Annotated in this window: 19 protein-coding genes and 1 tRNA gene; 6 read left to right on the top strand and 14 right to left on the bottom strand. The window is 49.1% G+C overall.

The annotated features are described in order from the left end of the window. Window positions 1-17: 17 nt before the first annotated feature. Window positions 18-398, bottom strand: coding sequence for a hypothetical protein (locus H6F93_RS08565; protein WP_190680087.1), 381 nt, complete (start codon window positions 396-398; stop codon window positions 18-20). Window positions 399-527: 129 nt separating this feature from the next. Here H6F93_RS08565 and H6F93_RS08560 point away from each other — a divergent pair, with 129 nt between their 5' ends. After that, complete coding sequence (locus H6F93_RS08560) at window positions 528-743, top strand: hypothetical protein (protein WP_190680086.1); 216 nt, start codon at window positions 528-530, stop codon at window positions 741-743. A 5-nt stretch (window positions 744-748) separates the two neighbouring features. Here H6F93_RS08560 and H6F93_RS08555 read toward each other — a convergent pair whose 3' ends face one another. From H6F93_RS08555 to H6F93_RS08540, 4 genes are all read right to left on the bottom strand, one after another. Continuing rightward, window positions 749-2,665 carry an iron uptake porin gene (locus tag H6F93_RS08555; RefSeq protein ID WP_190680085.1) on the bottom strand — a complete coding sequence of 639 codons (1,917 nt, stop codon included), beginning with the start codon at window positions 2,663-2,665 and terminating at the stop codon, window positions 749-751. Between the two features lie 205 nt (window positions 2,666-2,870). Next, complete coding sequence (locus tag H6F93_RS08550) at window positions 2,871-5,411, bottom strand: fibro-slime domain-containing protein (RefSeq protein WP_190680084.1); 2,541 nt, start codon at window positions 5,409-5,411, stop codon at window positions 2,871-2,873. A 651-nt stretch (window positions 5,412-6,062) separates the two neighbouring features. Next, window positions 6,063-6,422 (bottom strand): PadR family transcriptional regulator, encoded by a 360-nt coding sequence (locus tag H6F93_RS08545; RefSeq protein WP_190641697.1) that lies wholly within the window; start codon window positions 6,420-6,422, stop codon window positions 6,063-6,065. A 482-nt stretch (window positions 6,423-6,904) separates the two neighbouring features. After that, a complete protein-coding gene (locus H6F93_RS08540; RefSeq protein WP_190641696.1) occupies window positions 6,905-7,372 on the bottom strand; it encodes a nuclear transport factor 2-like protein in 468 nt (155 codons plus the stop codon). A 444-nt stretch (window positions 7,373-7,816) separates the two neighbouring features. Here H6F93_RS08540 and H6F93_RS08535 point away from each other — a divergent pair, with 444 nt between their 5' ends. Beyond that, the gene (locus H6F93_RS08535; RefSeq protein ID WP_190680083.1) at window positions 7,817-9,085 is read left to right on the top strand and encodes a glycosyltransferase; all 1,269 of its coding nucleotides are present in this window, start codon (window positions 7,817-7,819) and stop codon (window positions 9,083-9,085) included. Between the two features lie 60 nt (window positions 9,086-9,145). On the opposite strand, the gene H6F93_RS08530 is transcribed toward H6F93_RS08535, so the two are convergent. The 3 genes from H6F93_RS08530 to H6F93_RS08520 form a co-directional block, all read right to left on the bottom strand. Further along, window positions 9,146-9,232: transfer RNA gene (locus tag H6F93_RS08530), tRNA-Ser, on the bottom strand. Window positions 9,233-9,400: 168 nt separating this feature from the next. Further along, window positions 9,401-12,214, bottom strand: coding sequence for a preprotein translocase subunit SecA (secA, locus tag H6F93_RS08525; RefSeq protein ID WP_190680082.1), 2,814 nt, complete (start codon window positions 12,212-12,214; stop codon window positions 9,401-9,403). A gap of 122 nt (window positions 12,215-12,336) precedes the next feature. Next, on the bottom strand, window positions 12,337-12,894 hold the full coding sequence (locus tag H6F93_RS08520; RefSeq protein WP_190680081.1) for a diheme cytochrome C: 558 nt from the start codon (window positions 12,892-12,894) through the stop codon (window positions 12,337-12,339). A 216-nt stretch (window positions 12,895-13,110) separates the two neighbouring features. Here H6F93_RS08520 and H6F93_RS08515 point away from each other — a divergent pair, with 216 nt between their 5' ends. Beyond that, window positions 13,111-13,593 (top strand): GNAT family N-acetyltransferase, encoded by a 483-nt coding sequence (locus H6F93_RS08515; RefSeq protein WP_190680080.1) that lies wholly within the window; start codon window positions 13,111-13,113, stop codon window positions 13,591-13,593. 181 nt (window positions 13,594-13,774) lie between these two features. On the opposite strand, the gene H6F93_RS08510 is transcribed toward H6F93_RS08515, so the two are convergent. From H6F93_RS08510 to H6F93_RS08490, 6 genes are all read right to left on the bottom strand, one after another. Next, window positions 13,775-15,181 (bottom strand): toll/interleukin-1 receptor domain-containing protein, encoded by a 1,407-nt coding sequence (locus tag H6F93_RS08510; protein ID WP_190680079.1) that lies wholly within the window; start codon window positions 15,179-15,181, stop codon window positions 13,775-13,777. 224 nt (window positions 15,182-15,405) lie between these two features. Beyond that, window positions 15,406-15,687: a DUF4351 domain-containing protein gene (locus tag H6F93_RS35710; protein WP_242043355.1), complete on the bottom strand. Its 282-nt coding sequence runs from the start codon at window positions 15,685-15,687 to the stop codon at window positions 15,406-15,408. Between the two features lie 31 nt (window positions 15,688-15,718). Beyond that, a complete protein-coding gene (locus tag H6F93_RS35705) occupies window positions 15,719-15,979 on the bottom strand; it encodes a hypothetical protein (RefSeq protein ID WP_199313561.1) in 261 nt (86 codons plus the stop codon). A 116-nt stretch (window positions 15,980-16,095) separates the two neighbouring features. Next, the gene (locus tag H6F93_RS08500; protein ID WP_242043354.1) at window positions 16,096-16,413 is read right to left on the bottom strand and encodes an RpnC/YadD family protein; all 318 of its coding nucleotides are present in this window, start codon (window positions 16,411-16,413) and stop codon (window positions 16,096-16,098) included. A 60-nt stretch (window positions 16,414-16,473) separates the two neighbouring features. After that, a complete protein-coding gene (gene uvrC / locus H6F93_RS08495; protein WP_190680078.1) occupies window positions 16,474-18,387 on the bottom strand; it encodes an excinuclease ABC subunit UvrC in 1,914 nt (637 codons plus the stop codon). Window positions 18,388-18,494: 107 nt separating this feature from the next. After that, window positions 18,495-19,100 carry an SMP-30/gluconolactonase/LRE family protein gene (locus tag H6F93_RS08490; protein WP_190680077.1) on the bottom strand — a complete coding sequence of 202 codons (606 nt, stop codon included), beginning with the start codon at window positions 19,098-19,100 and terminating at the stop codon, window positions 18,495-18,497. A 558-nt stretch (window positions 19,101-19,658) separates the two neighbouring features. On the opposite strand from H6F93_RS08490, the gene H6F93_RS08485 reads away from it, so the two are divergent. From H6F93_RS08485 to H6F93_RS08475, 3 genes are all read left to right on the top strand, one after another. After that, window positions 19,659-19,907 carry a hypothetical protein gene (locus tag H6F93_RS08485; RefSeq protein WP_190680076.1) on the top strand — a complete coding sequence of 83 codons (249 nt, stop codon included), beginning with the start codon at window positions 19,659-19,661 and terminating at the stop codon, window positions 19,905-19,907. A gap of 104 nt (window positions 19,908-20,011) precedes the next feature. Then, window positions 20,012-20,428, top strand: a complete 417-nt coding sequence (locus H6F93_RS08480) for an element excision factor XisH family protein (protein WP_190680075.1) — start codon at window positions 20,012-20,014, stop codon at window positions 20,426-20,428. After that, entirely contained in the window at window positions 20,416-20,751 is a 336-nt protein-coding gene (locus H6F93_RS08475) for a XisI protein (protein ID WP_190680074.1), read from the top strand. Before H6F93_RS08480 ends, H6F93_RS08475 begins: the two co-directional genes overlap by 13 nt. The last annotated feature ends 32 nt before the right edge of the window (window positions 20,752-20,783 follow it).

Raw genomic sequence — 20,783 nt, 5'->3', positions numbered from 1 at the left:
AACTGAACTTAGAAAAGTTATGCCAGGAGTAGTTTGGAGCGCCAAAGTTCAGCCCGGCAGATGGTTGGGCAGTAGCGCTTGATCAACTCCTTTTGCTCATGGTTGGGGCGTTTTTTGGCAGCGTCATAGCGGGCGATCGCCTCAGCAATATCGTGAGCTTCATTAATGGGTACGCCCAACTCGATCAGCTTGCGCCAGTAGACCGGCACAATTTCTCGCACAATCAGATTGATTGCGATTCTTTTGGCATCATCAATTGATACACCCAATATCATCAGCTTGCGCCAATCAAAGGGCAGTAGCTTTTTAACGTCAATTGACTCAACACCCTCATCAATGGGTTCAACAGTCTCGACGAGTTCTTCTTCTACATAGGGTCGATCCAGCACGTTCGTCATGGGGGCATCCTCTAGTAAGTGGTAAAGCACTCCGTCGTTATTTCTCTCATACAGATAAGAATCGCAACTTTCCGTGGTGAGCCTGGTGATTCTCAACTCACAAAAATGTGAGAATTGTGAGCTAAATGAGTGATCTTTATCACGTCTCAGCTAATTGGCTCAACGCTGGTAGGCAACCGCAGTGCGCCCTTACAGAAATTGATGTGTCACGAAACTCGTTTAAATCGGTATCAGCTTAAATCGGTATCAGGAAGGAGCGATCGCACTTTTGAACGAGCCAAACAAAGCGCCATTTCAGCCGTAAAAAGTGTGGCTAAAATGGCGCTATCAAACTCACGTTATTAGCGTGATTAGAAAGTGAAGGTAGTTCTGATAGTGCCGATGACGTAGTCGTCCAAACCGCTATTTTGGTCCGGAGCCGTAATCCAAACCAAACCAGGAGTAACGGAAATATTGTCGCTGAGCTGTAGCTTGTAGAAGGCTTCAACGTGCAGTGAAGTATCGTTTTGCAAGGTCGTGTCTGTTTCAAAGCCAGCGCTGCGATAGGTGAGTCCACCATCCAGCCCACCCAGATATGGCTCTACGCCGACAAAGATGCCGCCCAAATTGCCTGGCTGAAATAGGTCAGGGAGGGCTATACCTAAGCCGTAGTACCAAATTTCACCCCCTTCAGTGCCAATCAAGGTCAAATCTGTGTAGCCCCCAAAAGCGTTAATTACTAATCGAGGACTAAGCTGAAGAGATGCTTCGATGCCGTAGGAATTGGTGACAGCAGGCACGTTGCGGTCGATATGCACCAAGTTGGCGGGAGAGGTGCCGACAAAAATTTCATCTCCAACGCCTAAATCAAAAATCGGATTGTCGGAGGAATGATAGCCGTGAACGTAGGTTAGACCCAACTGAAAGCGATCGCTTGGGGTAAACGTAAGCTGCCCCAATGCGGCATAGTCACCATTAAACAAGCCGCTACCGGGGCTGGGGTCATTAGCTGTCTCAGCCAGGTAACCTAGACTTAAGACAAAAGTGTCATCCTCATCAAAGGCAAAGTTTAAGGCTGCGCCTGCACCGCCCCCGATTCGATAGATGGGGCTTTCCTGACTGAAGGTGCTGATTGAGCCACTGCCCCCATCAAAGTCTTCAAAGAAAGGATTGACGGTGCTAAATACATAATCGCTATGGATTCCACCGGTCGCAGAAACGTAGGCGTTCACATTTGCACTGATCGGAAAATAGTAGGCAAGCCAATCTAAAACAAAGTCATTGTCAGTTGCTCCGCCTATTCTGGGCGTAAGGGAACCTTCTGCAGTGGCCGTCAAATCAGGCGTGCCCGGTGAAAGATCAACGGGAAGCGTTGGCTGCTGTGAGAATTGCCGCGCATTACCTGTGGCAATTCGAGTATATAGGGCATCTTCGCCCGTGAAACTGGTTACTAAATCAAGCCGAACTCGATGCTGAAAAACAGCTTGATTATTGTCACTGTCGCCAAAGTAATCAGAGACTGAAAAAATTGCTTCCCCGACCAACTTTGTAGTGGTTGAAAACTGGTTCGCTTCTAGCTCAGCGCTTCGAGCTTCCAGGTTGTCAACGCGACCACGTAGGGTGGCTAATTCAGCGGCAAATTCGTCCTGCAATCGTATCAAGACATCCAGGTCTGCTTGAGTAGGAAGGTCTTCAACACCTGCTTGCACTAATTCGTTGATCCGATCGAGGGCGGCGTTTAGACCTGCGGCAAATTCGTAGCGGGTCAATGCCCGGTTGCCCCGAAAGGTGCCGTCAGGATATCCAGCGATGACCCCGTACCTTTCTACCAAAGATTGCAAGGCTTGAAACGCCCAATCGGTCGGCTGCACGTCCGAAAGCTGAGAGACGGAGGTAATCTGAGCCATTGAGTCGTTGCCGAAGCGATCGCCCACTGGCTCCAAATTCTGCTCAACTAGATTCTGCTCAACCGGCTCTTGCTCGGCAAAATCTAGCTCAAATTCATTAACTTCGGTAGAAATTTTATCTTCGGTAGAAATTTCATCTGCGATCGCAGTTTCTGACGGCACGGGCGAAAGAACCTGTACGATCGGAGTTACAGCAGGGATTGCAGCGGGTGCTGTGGGCTGCTCAGACTCAGAAGAGCCATTGGAGGTCAGGAGTTCAGCATCGGTGACGGGTTTAGCAGGGACGGGCATATCAGCGGCGATCGCCCCTGTCGCAGCCAACAAAATTGCTCCAACAACGCTCGACCGAATCAGCAAAGACCACAGTAATTTGAATGCCATTTGTTCAGCACCTCACAGGTAAAGGGGGTGTGGAATGGGAAATGGGAAGTGGGACGTAGAATAAGCCTTGCCCAAATCCCAAAATCCTCAATTTTTCCTCTCCCAAAGAGTCTACGGTGTATACGCTGTGTATACTCCGCAACTCAAAGGGTAATAATCGTTTGAAACGCAGTTCAGCTTTGCGTTCAGCTTCAATGACTCAGTGCTAGCTGCCTATTCTGCCTTCACGGTTCCTGTTGGAAATAGACACCTCATCCCATCTCTTCTTCTTCTTGTTTTCAGGTAAGAAGTATTTGGAACCCGGTTGGAGCGTTAGCCTGACTGTCTCAGTAGCTTCTTGAAACTGCGTATCTGCTATGGGTCTGACGACGATGTTGTCGTGCCGTTTGCCTTCAGGAATGTGTACCCAGGTGCGATTGGGGTCTAAAACGAAATCTCGTGTGCCGTCACTGCGCTCCGTCGTTCCACTAATGGCATAGTGGACTGTTACCCCTCCTGAAGGGGCCTTCTGACTCAGTCGAATCTGAAATGTGCCGTTGTCTCCAGGTTCTACAACTTGACCATTGACGATGAAGGGTTCTTCTGCGCTGTCGTCGATCGCTTCGATCTCTGCCAACATCCGAGATGAAATGGTTCGATCTTTGATTCGCACAGTATCGGCATATTCCCTACCGAGGTCATAACCTGTGCTGCGCAACAGGGTCATGATCACATACTCGTATCCCTCGCTACCGAGGCGGTCGGCAAGGGGTACGACTGTAATTCTGACTCTGTCTTTGCCAGGAGCAATCGCCAAGGTATTCTCCGCAATCAGGTTGCCCGATTCATCTTTCAGCACATAGTCGCTGCCCCGACGAGCATCACCCGATAACCTGAATCTTACTGTCAGTCCTGAATGGGCAACTGCCGACCGAACGCTAATTAGGAATGCGCCTACCTGTTGCGGAGTAGCAGCCTGACCTGGAGCAGGTTCTTCCGCTTCATCATCAATCGCCCGCAGCGTGACGATGGGTTTTGAAGGGGCAACATAATCTTTGATCACGACCTCATCCCTCAAAGGTCTGCCGCGCTGGTAAGCAGGGTCATTATTGAGTGTGAGAATGACCGTTTCGTCAGGCTCTCGAACGGGTCGGTTGCGTTGATTGCGATCGCCAACTGGCACTACCGCAATCCTGACTTCGCTTTGCCCTGCTGGGATAATGACGCTATTGGCTGCCAGCCAATCCTGAAGCGCCCCATTAGCAGCCTTAAGCCTTAAACGATAATCCGTGTTCAGAGTTGCTGTCCCTTCGGGTGGGCGAAACTTGACCGTCAGAGGTCTTCGCAAATTTTGTCCGACCCGCCTAATAGTAAATTCGCCCATATCTTCAGATAGGGCGGCTTGTCCGGGGGCTGGCTCTTTTGCTTCAGGAATCGTCGCCCGGATCGTTACCACGGGTAGCGGCGGCACAAAATCAATGATCTTGATCTCAGCTTCTGTTTTGTCAGCCAAATCATAATCTAGCCCATCAATCAGCGTCAGAATTACGCTTTCTTGTTCTTCGGTAAATTCATCGCTGAAGGGTACGACTGCAATCTTGACCTCTTTTTGCCCCGCTGGAATTGTGACACTGTTCGTTAACCAATCGCCTGGGGGATTGCCGTTTGCGTCTTTCAGCTTCAAGCGATAGTCATTGTTTTGAGCACCCGTGCCGATGGTGGCTTGTCCGCTAGTTTGAAAACTGACAACGAGGGGTTTGTTAGAAGTTTTGTCTCCGGTCAGCCTGACGGTAAATTCGCCCATTTGAGCAGGAACCGCAACCTGTCCTGGTGCAGGCTCCTGAGCATCTTTGCCCGCCTCGATCTCAACCTTGGGATCAAATGGAATCGAGGTCGTAATTCTAAATCTAGCTCCGGACGTGTGACGCTCTGCGTAAAACAGGTCAAAAGAATATTCTTTGCCAAACTCCAGGAGAGGCTTAGTGCCATTGGGATCAATTTCATCCTGATCGTTCAGCTTTAAATCGCCCAGACGCACTCGTCCATCTAGCGAGCTATGAACGCCGCCCAGATCAATCACCAGTTTGCCTGCAATAAATACCCACAAGTCATCGTCGCCTCTAAATTCAAAAGTCCAGTTTTCGGCTCCTGGTTTGTAAGCAAAGGTGTGGTGTAGCTCAAGCGTAAAGTGATAGGTATGGGGCAACAGTTTGTTTTGGCGATCGCGCCACTCAATCTGTCCACCCCGGGCATCCGCAAATATTGTTCTTAGAGACGTGCTACCTGAGGCGGTGGGAATGCGTCGCCACTCAAAGCCCTCTGTGTTCAGCCACGTAACCTGAGGTTGTCCCTGATCCGTTCTAACAAAAAGGTTTTCCTCATCCAGCGGGAAAAAAGCTTCAGAACTGTATTCAAAAACACCAGGTTGCCCAGCCTTCTCCGCTAGAGGCAAGATAATTTTTTGTTCACTGTTGCCATAGCTGGTATCCGTGACTCCGTAGGTAGTAAACCACTGATTGAAGCTTGCTTCGCTGCTGACTGTACCTTGAGACTGCCCAGAATATTGAGGCTTAAACAAGCCATCCTCTTCGTTTTTGCGTAACGTTGATTTGACAATGCCTTTAACTGCACCAGTCGTACGCGCATTCTCAAACTCAAAATCTGGGTGTCCGCCTGGAATGTTGACATAATCAGCCGTACCACCAGGAGTCATTCCACGTCGGGGCACGAACTTACGGACAATTGCTTCTAACTTTTGTTCTGTCATTAGGGGGGCACCTCTGCTAAGAACATTTGCTTAGACTTACACCACAACTCGCACTCGTAGAATTGCGGAAAAGGACGGATGTAATCTTTGCAATAGGACAGCTAATGTATTCCTAAGGAGATGAGGAATATCAGTAAAATTCCTGGAATTTGAAGAATTTTAGACTTTCTACAGAATGCATTCCAGAACAACATTCTCTAGATAAAAGGGGTTGTTGTCTGTAGCAATTGCTGAAGGGCTTAGCAGAGATACTGAACCAAAGGCGATCTTTAGAACTGTCGCCCAGTTGGAAGTGATTGGGGCTGGGCAAGCGTTGATCTGTCCCTACAGGAATAAAACTGATAGAAAATCTCCTGATGTTAGAGGGACTAAGACGAATACCTAGACAAGCAGGATAAGCTGCTGAAATCAGAACTTTTTGTTGAAGAAGCTCTAAGTTTGCAGATCGATAAAAGTAGTAGTGACCATAGGGAAATTTTCCCTAACAATCAAGTTTTTATATACAAAGCTTTCTAATGAAAAAGTCGCTTGTAAGGGCTTTGAACGGCAAAGCCCTCACAAAAGCGAACGGGTAGCTCTTAGGTATAAGGGGCGATCGCACCATACGTTTCGTCCGTTATGGTAGAAGTTTGCCTCAATCCAGTGGTTTTGCTACCGCTGAAGGCTTGGCGTTTTCCCCAGAGCATAGTCGCGCCAGAGACGAGCCAACTCTTGAGCTTGGTGCGTCCAATCGGGATGAACTTGATACATGCGGCGGGGTCGTCCCCGTCCTTCAACTTTTTTCCAATAGCCTGTAATTGCAGCCTTGTCTTCCAAAAACTTCAAAGCGCTATACAAGACGGTATCAGAAAGGCGATAGACAGGATATTCAGTTTCTAGCAGTTGAATCAGTTCAGTGCCGTAAGAATCCTGTCGCAGTAAAACGGCCAATACATAGCAAACCGCCAGTTCTTTATTGAGATAAAACGGAGGTGGATTGCGGAAAAACTGATAGATATCTTCAAACGTCATATGGCTCATCCAGACCCATGATCAATCAATCAGGAACAAGCAATTACTTCACGCACAGTAAGAGACGAGTGGGGGCCATTCATTACTGCGTTCCACAGCATAAAATCTGGGAAACAATGAAGTTTTTAGAAGGTAAAACTAACTGCCTGCGAGTTAACCTCGTCGTGTAAAACCCTCCTAAATGGTTTAGGAAACAGACCTCAGCTTTCTAACATGAAATAGATGCACAGCTTACTTACAAACAATTCAGTACTCATCCAACGACTCAAATAGAGCAACCTAAACAGAACTTTGAAAAAATCTTCAGAGGTTTTTCCCAAGTCAGTTTCAAGTGCTGAGTGGGCATGATAGTACAGGTTGATTCGTGGCAGAGTTAGCGTGTTTTGAAATGGAGCTTAAGTAAGATTAACTTCTGCTCAAGGTAGATGAGTTTGCTGAACGCTACAGACAATTCTAGTCACATGATCAGGCGTTCGTCTGCCCTATTGAGCCTTCGTTTGCCAGACTTCATAAAGAATTTTTCCTTGCTCATCAATTCGAACTTCGTAGAAAAGATGAAGTTGTTGATTAGAGCTTGCATTTGACTTGGAAATAACCACAATTTCTGCTTTAACGGTGCGATCGCTACTGTTCTGTTCAACAATACGACTGCTTTCAATTTGATATTTCTTAAAAAAGGTCTGCCAGTTCTGATAAATTTGGCTCCCCTGATACCTTCCTCTTAATGAACCGTGAGTCCATAACAGGACAGCATCCTGGCTATATTGCTGGACAGTTCTATCAGCATTTCGAGAGGCGATCGCATCCCAGTGATTTTGAACAATGGTGAGTGGATCTGCCAGGACTGACCGTTGGTAAACAGTTAAACTGCCAACCAAGGCGATCGCACAAGTTCCGCAGGTCAGATGCCAGATGAGGACAGAGTTTCGAAGTAATTTAAGTAGCTTCATAGGTCCGCCTTCAACTTTTTCCCCTAAGCATAAACACTCATGACGATTAATTTCATCAAAAGTTCTCAATCACGATTAGCAGGTCAGTATTATCAAGTAAATGTGAAGTAAGGTCGCTGGTTCAAGTATGAAGCTTCAGTGAAGAAAAACTGACAATTCATACTATATAGCGATGCTTAGACAGCCCTTCAGCTCATTAGTCACAACTCTGGACTAATCAGTCACCCCACAGTACCTCGATACTCTCTAATGCTTAGTTCTCAATTAAGAAGAGGTTTTTACCTTAGCAGTTCAAGTGATTAGAGTGGTTTGCCTTGTAAGGCAATTCTCAGCTTTCCTAAATCAGACCGGAGTAAAAAGCTTATTTAGGCAGCATTCTATCTATCTGAATATTAGTGAAACCTGCTATAAAACTTTCACAAAGAAAAATTAAGAGATACAAGCATGACTCATTTCGGCATTCTTTGCCTGGGTGGAACGGGACACTTGAATACGCTACTGCCATTAGGGTATGAGCTTCAGCGGCGGGGGCACCAAGTTACTGTTCTGAGTGATGCTCGTGCAGAAGCAAAAGCAAGAGAGGCAGGTCTTGGCTTTGAGGCGATCGCTTACACAGGAGTCGATCCAAAACGGGCAGAGTTGACAGGACTGCAGGCACTCTGGCGCGGCATCAGTTTTTTCAAAATAAGAGTAGCTACCAGTCTGCGAGAAGCTCCCAGGGCAATCCGCAAAGCAGGGATTGAGGCTTTACTTATAGACATGTCTGCCTTTGAAGGAGGAACCATCGCTGAGCATTTGAATTTGCCTTTCATCACCATCTGTAGCGCTTTGGTACTCTACCAAGATAGCTACGTTCCACCTGCCTTAACAGACTGGACTTTTAACCCTCGCTGGTGGGCGCGGCTTCGCAATCAGATTACTTACGGGTTGCTTCTGCTAATCAGCCGTCCTGTCATATCAGTCATAGCGCGCTATCGGAAATTGTGGAACTTGCCCGCCTACTCAAGCTACAACGACTGCTTTTCCAAACTGGCAATCATCAGCCAGCATGTCCCTGAGTTGGAATATCCTTACCGCAAATTACCTTCCTACTTCTATTTCACGGGTCCGTTCCATAACTCTACAGGTCGTCCTAGAACGGACTTTCCCTTTGAGAAGTTAAGCAATCTGCGTCTCATCTACATCTCACTAGGCACTTCACGCAACCAAATTAAACACTTGTTTCAAGCCATTGCAGAAGCCTGTGTCGATTTAGAAGCTCAGGTTGTCATTTCTTTGGGAGGAGGGCTGGAGCCAGAAGCATTACCGAAACTACCAGGCAACCCAATCGTGGTTAAATACGCCCCACAGTTGAAATTGCTAGAGCGGGCTTCCCTCTGTGTCACTCATGCTGGACTAAACACAACGCTAGAAGCGTTGAGCAATGCAGTGCCTCTGGTTGCCATTCCATTAGCCGACGATCAGCTAGGCGTTGCGGCACGGCTTGCCTGGGTCGGAGTGGGGGAATTTTTGCCCTTATCTAGTGCCAACGTCGTCAGGTTGCGACAGGTCATTCGACGGGTGCTGATGAACGAGTCTTACAGACAAAATGCGGCCCGCTTACAGAGAGCCATTCGCCATGCAGGTGGGGTTCAATATGCAGCAGATGTAATCGAGAATAAGGTCGAAAGCTGTCGCACCGAGCAGCAGGTTCAATCTATTACATTATTGTGAGGAAACGATTCAACGGTCAGCTAGAAACAAGCTAGCTGGAAAGTGAATATCGCTATGAAACGGAGAGAGAGGGATTCGAACCCTCGTTGAACTTTCGCCCAAACAGCATTTCCAGTGCTGCGCCTTCAACCGCTCGGCCATCTCTCCTGGAGATCGACTGCAACTCAATTAGAGCCACAGAATCGCTATATTAGCAGAATTTCGTTCACTCTGGGAGGGGTAAATTTTAATTCTGCAGTGTTTTTTGCCGTCTCGATTGAAATCTTGCTGGGACCCTGAGGATTGGAACCAGGGTTTCCCAGCAAAATCAATCGCTTAGACTACCTCAGAGGGCTTCTGAGGAGCCGCTGGAACCTGTGGCTGGAACTGGAAGAGCGAGTAGACGACGTTTCGCCGAATGTCGGTCATCATGTCCAGGAACAGTTCGTAGCCTTCACTCTTGTACTCGATCAGCGGGTCTTGCTGACCGTAGCCACGCAAACCTACCGACTCTCTCAGTCCATCCATGCGCTGCAGGTGCTCACGCCAAAGGGTGTCGATTTGTTGCAGGATGAAGAATCGTTCTGCCTGACGCATTAGCCCTGACTGAATTTGATCGACCTGTGCCTCTTTGAGGTCATAGGCGATACGTACTTGCTCATGCAGGAAGGTTTTGACTTCACCAACGGTCAAGTCTTCTAGCTGGTCAGGCTCCATATCTGAGAGCAAATGCACAAACTCTTTGACTTTGCTGACGAGCTTGTCGAGTTCCCATTCCTCAGGTGGCAGGTCGGGGTTGATGTACGCTTCGACGATGTCGTCCATTGTCTTCTCAGCGTATTTAATCACCTGCTCTTTCAGGTCTTGCCCCTCTAGGACACGGCGACGCTCAGCGTAGATGGCGCGGCGCTGATTGTTCATCACCTCGTCATACTCAAACACCTGCTTGCGGATGTCGTAGTAGTAGGTCTCAACCTTTTTCTGTGCGCCTTCTAGGGCACGGGTGAGCATTCCTGACTCGATGGGCATGTCTTCTTCAACTCGAAAGGCTTGCATGAACCCTGCGACACGATCGCCCCCAAAAATCCTCAGCAAATTGTCCTGCAAGCTCAGGAAGAACTTAGTAGAACCGGGGTCGCCTTGCCGTCCTGCCCGACCGCGCAATTGGTTGTCAATCCGGCGCGATTCGTGACGCTCAGTGCCGATGACGTGCAGTCCGTCCAGTTGCACCACTTCTTCGTGTTCTGCTTCGGTGAACTGTTCGTATTCGTTCAGAATCAGGTTGTAGACCTGACGCAGGCGCATGATGACCGGATCGTTTACCGGTGCTTTTTCGGCAGCGGTGGCAACTTTGTCTTCGGCTTCGAGTTCAGGGAGCGATCGCTCTCCGTACTGCTGCACGGCAAAGTCAACTGCTTCTCGTAGTAAGCGCTCGGTGTCTAGGGACAGCTCCGTTGGAAAAATCTGAGGGGAAGCTTTCCAGGTTTTTACCTTACCCTCACCAGGCGTAAAGCCTTTGCCACCACCACGATTGCCTTTGCCCATAGGACCACGAGCAACCGCAAAGCTGTTTTCATCCTCCGGCTGAACGACGCGAGGCATGAAGTATTCCCGCACCTTGAGTCGCGCCATGTAGTCGGCGTTACCACCCAGAATAATGTCGGTTCCTCGTCCTGCCATGTTGGTGGCGATCGTGACGGCTCCTTTGCGCCCCGCCTGAGCGATGATTTCAGATTCTCGCTCGACGTTTTCTGGCTTAGCGTTGAGTAGATTGTGAGGAATTTCCCGCTCACTCAGCAGACGAGACAGCACTTCTGATTTCTCTACGCTGGTTGTGCCAACCAGGACAGGACGACCGACTTTGTGCATATCGGCGCACTCTTCGGCGATCGCCTTCCACTTAGCGTCTTCGGTCTTGTAGACCACATCCGACACATCCCGCCGTTTGGTCGTGCGGTTAGTTGGGACAATGGTTACTTCTAGATTGTAGATTTTCTCAAATTCTGCCTCTTCAGTCTTGGCAGTACCCGTCATTCCAGCCAACTTGGGATAAAGCAAGAAGAAGTTTTGGTAGGTAATTGTTGCCAGAGTTTGAGTTTCCGGCTGAATCTCCACCCTTTCCTTGGCTTCGATCGCCTGGTGCAGTCCATCACTCCAGCGACGACCGGGCATTACCCGTCCAGTAAACTCGTCTACAATCACAATTTCGTCATTGCGAACGATGTAGTTTACGTCTTTAATGAACAGTTCCTTTGCTTTAATAGCGTTGAAGATATAGTGCGCCCAGGGGTCTTGCGGGTCGAACAAATCCTTTACGCCCAAAAGCTGCTCTGCCTCAATGTAGCCCTCGTCCGCCAACAGCACGTTGCGCGCTTTTTCGTCTACCTCATAATGCTCTTCAGCACCATCTTTTTCGCCTCGGCGCAACGCATTCGCAACTTGGGCCGCCTTTACATACTTCTCGCTGGGCCGCTCTACCTGTCCTGAGATGATCAGCGGTGTTCGGGCTTCGTCAATCAGCACGGAGTCAACTTCGTCGATGACGCAGTAGTTAAAGGGTCGCTGCACTACGTCCTGCATAGAGGAGGCCATGTTGTCACGCAGGTAGTCAAAGCCCAACTCGCTGTTGGTGCCGTAGGTAATATCGCAGTCGTAATTCTTTTTGCGCTCAGCCGGATTCATCCCTTGCTGAATCAACCCCACGCTTAGTCCCAAAAAGCGGTGGACTTGACCCATCCATTCTGCGTCTCGTCTTGCCAAGTAGTCGTTTACCGTGACGACGTGAACGCCTTTGCCTTCAAGCGCGTTGAGATAGGCAGGCAACGTAGACACCAGGGTTTTACCTTCCCCAGTCTTCATCTCGGCGATCTGCCCATCGTGCAGCACCATGCCGCCGATAAGCTGGACATCAAAGTGCCGCATTCCCAAGACGCGCCTTGCGGCTTCGCGCACGACTGCAAATGCCTCTGGCAAAATGGCATCGAGTGACTCGCCTTTTTCCAGGCGTTGCCTAAATTCTGTGGTCTTTCCGGTCAGCGCTTCGTCTGACAGGGGCTTGATCTCTTCCTCAAGTAGATTAATTTCTACAACGTCGGGCTTATATTTTTTTAATTTACGTGAGTTGGGATCACCCAGCAGATTTTTCAACATAGTAAGGAGGACGTTATAGACAGGCCATCATTTTCCTAATCCTATCATTTGGAACAGAGGCTAGGGGCGGGAAGAGGTGCTAGGGGTTAGGAGCTAGATGCGGAGTACCCATTCTGTCCTCTTTACGGTGCGTCTTCCCACTCTGGGGATAAGCTGCGGAAATTAAACTGCTCTGCACCGGGATGGCAGCTGATGCAGCTTCCTAAACGGGTGGGTTGAGGTAATTCGACTCTGGGGTGGAGGGCTTTGAAGTAGCGGGATTCTTCGATGCGGAAGGGAATCTGCTCGCCTTCGGCTTCAGGACGCGAGTACTGCCCCAGGTAGTCCCACACGAGCAGACGAGGTGGATCGACGAGCAGCGGTAGCTGGATTCCGTAGTGTTCCGGGTCTTGCAAGATTTGTCGCCAGCTTTCGGTGGGCATGATTCCTGGTGGTACACCGATATGACAGGTGGCGCAATTCTCTAAGTAAAGATCTTGTCCTAGTTCGTAGCGTGGCGCTATGACATCAATGGTGCCTGGGTTAGTTTCTGTGGCTTGTGCAAGCCCCCAGCCTAAAACGAGGCTCCACAGCAGGAGCATCAGGAAAAGAATTATTGGCGATCGCCGCTGCTTAGTCCGGCGCGGCTTGACTACTGGTTTTGGATGGGTGCGACGGAACAGCTTCAAAGAATTGAACATACCTAACTCGTTTGCAATCTAGATTTTGTCATGAATTCCATACGTAGGTATCCCCATCCTGACCTGATTTAAAAAATTAGGATTATCCTGGGTTCTTGGGACTTATTAAAACTAAACAGTCCACCTACATACATCTACATTTCTCTACCAGACGGTCAACGTCAGTACGAATGTTGCTCGTCTAGCCTAGACAATAAACGAAGGGGATTGACCGCGATGGATTGCCGCCACGTTCAATTTTGTGTTCATGAAGGGGCTTTGCAGGGAAATTGCCCTGCTGAAATTGACCTTGATCAACTCCGAGCATTGTTTGAAGCTGCGGCTTTCTGGGCACGCGATCGCCGTTTAGAAGATTGGGCAGTGGCGATCGCCAACAGCAAACCCGTTGTGACGGTCTGGGATAATGGCAGGTTAATTGGATTTGCCCGCGCTACATCAGATGGCATCTATCGGGCAACAATTTGGGACGTTGTCGTTCACCCTGACTATCAGGGCGCAGGATTGGGACGTAAGCTGGTTGAAACTGTCCTGATGCATCCTCATGTGAATCGGGTTGAGCGAGTCTACCTGATGACCACGCATCAACAAAAATTTTACGAGCGCATCGGCTTCGAGGAAAACACGACTACCACAATGGTGCTGCACAACCAACCCGTTTCTCAGAACGGCTTGCCCCTCACTGCTGAAGTATCTCAGTAACACCGCTTCAGGAAAAATTGGGGTTACAAACTAAGAGTGACGTCCCGTCGGGGTGTTGCTCTTATTTGTAGCTCCAATTTCTGAGTTGGCATAAGCTAAAAACATAGCTCTAGCTGGAGGTCGCTGCAAGGCGATCGCCTATTTTCTTCTGATTGTGTAAATTCTTGAGCTAAGCCGATGGTTACTCGGTTTGGTTTTTCTGAGATGGGGCTGCTTTTAATGCAAAGGAATCTGTGGGGAGACGGGTGGCTCGCAGAATGATCAGGCTGAGAATGAAGAGCCAGATGAAGACGATGACGTAGGCGGTAAGCAACGCATTTCGGACTCGCTGCTCGATTCGGCGAACGTAGTCTGCGCGAAGGTCAACCCTTAGTCCACCAACGACTTGTCCAGCAGAGTTTTGGATTGGTCCACAAATCGAGAGCCAGCTACCAAATTCGTCGGTGTAAATGGAGCGGGTAAGGGTTGGCTCGATTAGCCCTGCGGCTAACCAATATTGAGAAGTAGAATCAACGGTGTAGGGCTGACGATATTGAGTTGCGCTGACTGACTGACTGGCGGTGTCACGGGCAGGATCTCTAAAAGAGTCGCCCACCCAAATAATCTCATTAGAATTAGGATTTCCAGTTGGCGCATAGGTGCGTGGGAAGGCGTTGGGAAGAGCTGTGTTTACTTTTACAAGCCAGTCTTGATGGTTTTGGTAAAACTCCTCACTGGTTGAACTGGGGGGGGAGTAGGCGATCGCCTCAAACTCGTCTCCGTTAATTCCTACCAGTCCCACATTCAGCGCATCCTGCAATTGTCGCTCGACCCATCGTCTAGCCCAACTCGAAGCTGAGCTGTAAAGCCAGAAACAGGCTCCTGTCACCAGCAGCATATTAACTAGAACCGTCGCTAATACGACCGTCCGTTTTGCTTTTTGTCTTGCCTTAAGAACTAGTGCCTCAGCTTCGTTACTGCTGTTAATGTACTGAGTTTGCAGTGGAGTTGGTTTGGGATCTTTGTTTACTCCTTGCATGAGCCACTGCTCTGCTTCTTGCAAGTCATGACCGCGCAGCAAATAGCTGCTGTTTTGGGCTTTAGACTGCCATTCGAGTGCCCGCATCAACAGCCGAGTGTGGGCACGAAGGTGAACCAGATCCGTATCCATTGCCTGGATCAATTCTTGCAAGGCGGGGTTAAAGTCGTCTGTTTCGCGGAAGAAGAGCCAGTTGTGGCTGGCGATCGCCGGATGCAGCAGCTTTGGATCAAACCCTTCTCGCCAAACAATTGGCAAAAACCGCTTGTTGCACTCCGCCGCATAAGTCACCTCATCCCGACAGACAGCCGAAGCGACGGAATCTGGACTGATTACAAAAATGAAGGTGTTGGCTGATTCGATTCCCCGCTGGATTGCCTTCCACCACTCTTCGCCTTTGTAAATGTCTTCCCAATCAACCCAAGGGGCACGGTTAAGACTTCTGAGCGCAGCGTCTAATTTTTCGACAAATGCTTTATCTCGCCGTGAGTAGGAGATAAACACGTCGTTTTGAGGTTTGATTTGGCGCACGTTAGCTTGCGCGGCAGTGGAAGGTGTACTGGTGGACATCGTTGCACCCCTGATGAGGGTTTTAGCAGCAAGAACTTTTATTCTTTATGCTTCATCCTGCAGACTATAGCACCTCCCGATCTGGCGATAGATGTAAACAGTTTTACGAAAATTCGTAAATCTCTTCTTAAGGAAAGCACCGTGAATCTTCTCAAAAGAACAACTTGCTCTGCCTTATTTTTATCCACTTCGCTAATGGATTGAAGTTGAGACAGTCGATCGCTTTACAAATGACCTGCTAACCAGGTTTCTAAGTCTGCTAGAGTGCTGAAATCTAACAACGCTTCCCCTAACGTCTCAAGCTGCTCCAGTGTAAGAGACTGAATTTGTGTCACCACTGTTGGGGGAAGGGTGCCTATGCGACGAGTGAGTTGTTTTAGGATTAGCGATCGCCCCTCTTCTTGTCTGCCTTCTTGTCTGCCTTCTTGTCTGCCTTCTTGTCTGCCTATCCGCTCACCTTCTTTCAAGATCTCCTGATACCAGGGTGATTCTTGTAGCACTGCCATATCCCACCTCATGATTTGCCTGACGACTTCACTACCCAACAACAAAGCTAGCAAAAAATGCTAGTAGAGATTCCAACTCAATTAGCTGCTCATCTTGACGGAGTAAGGTCAAAGCCTGCTGTACTGCGGAAACTTCTGCCCCTTGCTTCAATACGGGCACAAAGGGTAGTAAAGCACTTAAGGACTGCTCAAATACGATCGCGACTTCAACTTCCCAGAGGTTGATGACTCGGTAGTCCTGATAAGCATGGATGCCTAGAAAGTTGGATTCAAAGTGATTGGCAATGGTCACCGTTGCAGGGGGAGGAAGAATAGACCTCCTGCACGAATATTTGATCGCCTCCTAAATCCTGCATTTTTGGGGAACTTTGAAGCTCGATCTTGATAGTTTCGTAGGAAAAAATCGATTCATGCAGGAGGTCTAATATTGACCAGAACCGGATAGACGGGCAAAGCGTACTTTTCTTCTGCAAGGGCTGCATAGGTTCGCATTCGTAATGGCAGTTTGGAGGTGTAGCGCAACTGCAACTCGTTGAGCACCAGAAACTGACCGTGAATCGGACTGCTCACTTTCACCAGCACATCATTTTCTCGGCTGATCCATTGAAACTCGGAACCTAGAATTTCCTCAGCAACGACATCGGGTTGCTGTGTCACCCATTGCACCCAAGCGGTTGGAGCTAACCCAATTAGCCGCTTACCGCCGATGTCTGCTTTTTTTGCCACAGTTGCTCCGCAGGATGGTGATGCGAATGAAAGAAGGGTAGGATGCTCTGATCGAACGGATTACGAAACAGATTCTTCTGTAGAGGCAGAAGATGCTGAGGGGTGGAAGTATTCGTAAATCTGTTGGGCCATGCGATCGCCAATTCCTGGTACTTCTGCAATTTGTTTGGGGCTGGCTTCGCGCAGGTAGTCGATTGAGCGGAAGTGGGCAAGCAACTGTTTTTGGCGATAGTGTCCCAGTCCGGGAATTTCGTCGAGACGGGAGCGTCTCATGCGATCGCTCCTTTGCTGACGGTGGAAGCTAACTGCAAATCGGTGTGCTTCATCTCGCAGACGGCGCAAAAGCTGCACTCCGGGCTGTTCTGCATCGGTGAGTAGTGGCTTCGATTCTCCGGGTAGGAAGATTTCTTCGCGCTGTTTGGCTAGACTGACGACCTTTACGTCTTCCATCAGGTTCATTTCGCGCAGCACTTCTACGACAGCCGAAAGCTGTCCTTTGCCACCGTCGATCATGACCAAGTCGGGGAAGTCAGGATTGCCAACTCGCTTTAGATTTGGGTCTTGGGCATAGCGGCGGAATCGTCGCCCGATGACTTCTGCCATACTGGCGAAGTCGTCAGAGTGTCCTGCTGTCACCGTGGGATCTTTGATTTTGTAGTGACGGTAGTGCTGCTTGGCGGGTAAGCCATCCACAAACACGACCTGAGAAGCAACCGCATCGGAACCCTGGATGTGAGAAATGTCGTAGCCCTCAATGCGGTGGGGCATGTCGGGCATGTCTAACAATCCTGCCAGGTCGAGCATGGCTTGATTGTTGCGGTCAGCAAAACGTTGGGTTCGGGCTAGCTCATATCCGGCGTTGCGCTCAACCATTTCGATCAGTTCTGCTTTGCTTTGGCGGTGGGGAACGATGATTGTTACCTTACGCCCGCGTTTCTCGGAAAGCACGTCTGCCAGAATTTCTGCGTCGGGCAGTTCGTGCTGTACCAAAATCTCTGAGGGAATTTCTACCGGATCAACGGTTTGGAAGTGTTCCTCTAGTGCCCGTTGCAGGATGGCTCCGGGTGTACCCGACTGAGCATCTGCCACAAAGCCCAACCGTCCGACGAGGCGACCTGCCCGAATTTGGAAAAGCTGAATGCAGGCGTGCTGATCGTCTGCAACGAGGGCGATCGCATCTCTCGATACGGTATCGTCTGACAGCGACACTTTTTGATCTGCCCCCAATGATTGCAGTCCGCGAATCTGGTCGCGCAGTCGTGCCGCATATTCAAAGTTCAAGTCTTCAGCGGCTTTTTCCATTTGCGCCGACAGGATGTCTTCTAGCTCCTGCGTTCGCCCCTGGAAGATCATCGCCACTTTTTGCATGATCTTGTGATAGTCCTCAGGCGAAACCAGCTTTTGACACACCCCCGGACAGCGTCCCATGTCGTAGTTCAAACAGGGACGGTCTTTGAACAATGGCTGAGGTCGCTGCCGCAGTGGAAAGATGCGTTTCACCAGATGCAGCGTTCGCCGCAGTGAGCCGACATCGACATAAGGGCCATAGTAGCGGTCTTGCCCTTTGCCCTTTTGTCGTCTGCGGGTGATGAAAATGCGTGGATATTCTTCTGACCAGGTAATACAGAGATAGGGATATTTCTTGTCGTCTTTCAGCAACACGTTGAAGTGAGGCTGATGCTGTTTCACTAGATTGGCTTCTAGCGCCAGTGCTTCGGCTTCGGTGTCGGTGACGATGAATTCAATCTCGGCAATCTGTATCACCATTAGGGCAATGCGCGGATTGTGGTCGTGATTGTCGCGAAAGTAAGAGCGAACTCGCGCTCGCAGCTTCTTTGACTTGCCGATATATAAGATGTTGTCGTTTGCGTCGCGCATGAAATAGACCCCCGGCTCTGGAGGAATTTCCTTGAGGCGCGTCTCCAGACGTTCGGGGTCTTTAACTAGAGTGAGGGGCTTGGGAGAAGTAGTCACAAGCGATCGCCAACAGCAAGTTCACCTTACCTCTTAGGATAGTGCAAATGCACTGTGGATATGCAGTGCTGGTTGCCGAACTTTCAATCCCAAGCCTGACAGTTAAGTTAACCGATTCCGAAAATCGGGCTGCTAATTTGCAAGTTCCGCTTAAACGTGCCGCGTCCTGTTCTCATGCTAATCGTGATTTCTACCCCACCGGGTGTGTAGCCGAGCAGCCTATTGTCCTTAACATCTAATCCAAAGATATTGCGCCTGCCAATTGCTCCGACTCGGCTGGCTCTGCCGCCTGGAGTGATGGAAAACAGGTCATCAGTTGTGGCAGTTCGAGCGTTGGAGGTGGCAAAGAAACGGTTGCGGCGCGCGTCATAGGCGATATCACCGCTGCTGTTGAAGCGAGAGATGCGAGACACGAGAGTAGCTCTGCCCGTGTTAGTGTTGATGCGGTAAAAGCCATTGCCCCCAGCACCGTAGAGTCTGCCCTGAGCATCAAACTCTAGAGCATTCATGTTGTTGGTTCCCAGGCTGCCTATGCGAGTTGCTGCACCAGATCGTCTGTTGATTCGAAACAAACTGCCAAAATTTACGCCAAAAACGGCACCTCCCTTCGACTCGGCGATGTCTGTGAGAACGGGTCCAGTTCTGAGCGACCTAAACACACCGCGACTGTTGAGAACACCAACCTGTCCACTACCGGTAGAGACGTACGTCATCCTTGCCCCCATTTGAGAAAGGTTAATTTTGCTACAGTTTGACGCTTCTCTATGTGACCCACCAAATTTAGATATTGCAAGTTCACACAAAATTCACTTGAGACAACTTTTCTTGAATCTTGAGTGAATTTCCTCGATTAACCGACAAAACTTGTCTTTTTTGAGCGGTCGCTCCCTCATCTCTCGTTCAAAAATCCGTAGCTCAACACCTTGACGAGAGACTCACATCCCAGATATGCTCTCACGTTAAGGTTGTCACTTTACACGCAGACGACCCCACCATACTCAAGGATCTAGCGCTACTCAAAGCTGTTAACGGCAGCCTTGAGCAGCTAACCCCCAAACTGTTAACGGCAGTCTGGCGGCTAACGGTGAATTTTAACACTCCCTTAGCCACCCCGACTTGTCATGTCAAAAAAGCGTTGCTTACTCTTCAGGACATGAAAGTGAAAGATTTAAACTCACTTTTTGTTCTCTCACTCACTGTTGCAACGTGTGAATCAATGCGGGGTGGCTAGGTTTTTGGGTTTCCTTGAAAACCCTAAGGAGTCACAACTTATGTCTCACTGTTTTTTGGAATCTCCTCACTCATTACCCGTGGAGGAGAACCCTTCTACTGCCCCACTTCCAGAACGCGAACGCTTGCAGGTGTTAGTAATCGGTTCTCGTGATGGTGTGATTGAAACGATCCATAACTTACATCGTCGTGGTTTCGCTGAAGTCGGCGCATGGAGTCCACTCTTACCTGCACCTGACGTAGGTGAAGTGATGAGTATCTTGACCCGTTATCGCAAGCGAGAAGGATAGGAAGAAGAGGGGGCGATCGCTTTTGAGGAGAAGGGCGATCGCCTCAAAAAGAGTCTTGAAAATCAATCAGTATCATTAGAAATGCATTGTTATAGGTTGAGTCTGTGTCCGCCAAAGATGTTTTTCACGAAGCTGTTAAACAAGCGCTGCAAAAAGAGCAGTGGACGATTACTGATGACCCACTCAGATTTAAGTTTGGTAACGTCAACTTCCGAGTAGATCTCGGTGCAGAGCGATTATTTGCAGCAGAACGGGCAGGAGAGAAAATAGCAGTTGAAGTCAAAAGCTTTTTGAATCCTTCTGCGGTTACAGACTTCTACGCCGCATTGGGGCAGTTTCTCAGCTATCGTCTTGCTTTGGAATCTATTGAACCAGAGCGGAGCCTGTATTTAGCAGTTCCCGTTGACGTTTACCAAACGTTTTTTCAATACGAATTTACTCAAACTGCGGTACAACGATATCAGGTCTTGATAATTGTGTATGACCCAGTTAATGAGGTAATAGTGCAATGGACAAGGTAGCTCAATATCGGGAATACATTCAAACGTTACTAAGCCAATATGTCAAGGATGATGTTTCAGATGATGAGGTCGAAGTGCAACTGATCTTTGACACTGAGCGAGATCACTATCAGTGGATAAATGTGGGTTGGCAACAGTTTGACCGAGTTTACCGTTGTATCGTCCATTTTGATATCAAGGACGGAAAGATTTGGCTTCAGCAAAACCTGACAGATTTAAATCCTGCTGAGGAACTAGTTGAAATGGGTGTTCCCAGAGAAGATATTGTGCTGGGTTTGCAACCGCCCTACAAACGACAGTATACAGAGTATGGTGCTGCTTGAGATAATTGCGGTGTTGCTTTGCCCACCCGATG

It is taken from the genome of Leptolyngbya sp. FACHB-671, from assembly GCF_014695745.1.
Classification (GTDB): domain Bacteria; phylum Cyanobacteriota; class Cyanobacteriia; order Elainellales; family Elainellaceae; genus JAAUTN01.
Note: the sequence above shows the minus strand (reverse complement) of the source record. Positions and strands in the feature narration are given on the sequence as shown.

Bases quoted from the DNA above. Each gene is read 5' to 3' on its own strand.
- H6F93_RS08510 (WP_190680079.1), bottom strand. From the start codon at position 15,181: ATGTCCACCAGTACACCTTCCACTGCCGCGCAAGCTAACGTGCGCCAA.
- H6F93_RS08550 (WP_190680084.1), bottom strand. From the start codon at position 5,411: ATGACAGAACAAAAGTTAGAAGCAATTGTCCGTAAGTTCGTGCCCCGA.
- H6F93_RS08485 (WP_190680076.1), top strand. From the start codon at position 19,659: ATGTCTCACTGTTTTTTGGAATCTCCTCACTCATTACCCGTGGAGGAG.
- H6F93_RS08475 (WP_190680074.1), top strand. From the start codon at position 20,416: ATGGACAAGGTAGCTCAATATCGGGAATACATTCAAACGTTACTAAGC.
- H6F93_RS08565 (WP_190680087.1), bottom strand. From the start codon at position 398: ATGACGAACGTGCTGGATCGACCCTATGTAGAAGAAGAACTCGTCGAG.
- H6F93_RS08545 (WP_190641697.1), bottom strand. From the start codon at position 6,422: ATGACGTTTGAAGATATCTATCAGTTTTTCCGCAATCCACCTCCGTTT.
- H6F93_RS35710 (WP_242043355.1), bottom strand. From the start codon at position 15,687: ATGGCAGTGCTACAAGAATCACCCTGGTATCAGGAGATCTTGAAAGAA.
- H6F93_RS08540 (WP_190641696.1), bottom strand. From the start codon at position 7,372: ATGAAGCTACTTAAATTACTTCGAAACTCTGTCCTCATCTGGCATCTG.
- H6F93_RS08520 (WP_190680081.1), bottom strand. From the start codon at position 12,894: ATGTTCAATTCTTTGAAGCTGTTCCGTCGCACCCATCCAAAACCAGTA.
- H6F93_RS08535 (WP_190680083.1), top strand. From the start codon at position 7,817: ATGACTCATTTCGGCATTCTTTGCCTGGGTGGAACGGGACACTTGAAT.
- H6F93_RS08555 (WP_190680085.1), bottom strand. From the start codon at position 2,665: ATGGCATTCAAATTACTGTGGTCTTTGCTGATTCGGTCGAGCGTTGTT.
- secA (WP_190680082.1), bottom strand. From the start codon at position 12,214: ATGTTGAAAAATCTGCTGGGTGATCCCAACTCACGTAAATTAAAAAAA.
- H6F93_RS08490 (WP_190680077.1), bottom strand. From the start codon at position 19,100: ATGACGTACGTCTCTACCGGTAGTGGACAGGTTGGTGTTCTCAACAGT.
- H6F93_RS08515 (WP_190680080.1), top strand. From the start codon at position 13,111: ATGGATTGCCGCCACGTTCAATTTTGTGTTCATGAAGGGGCTTTGCAG.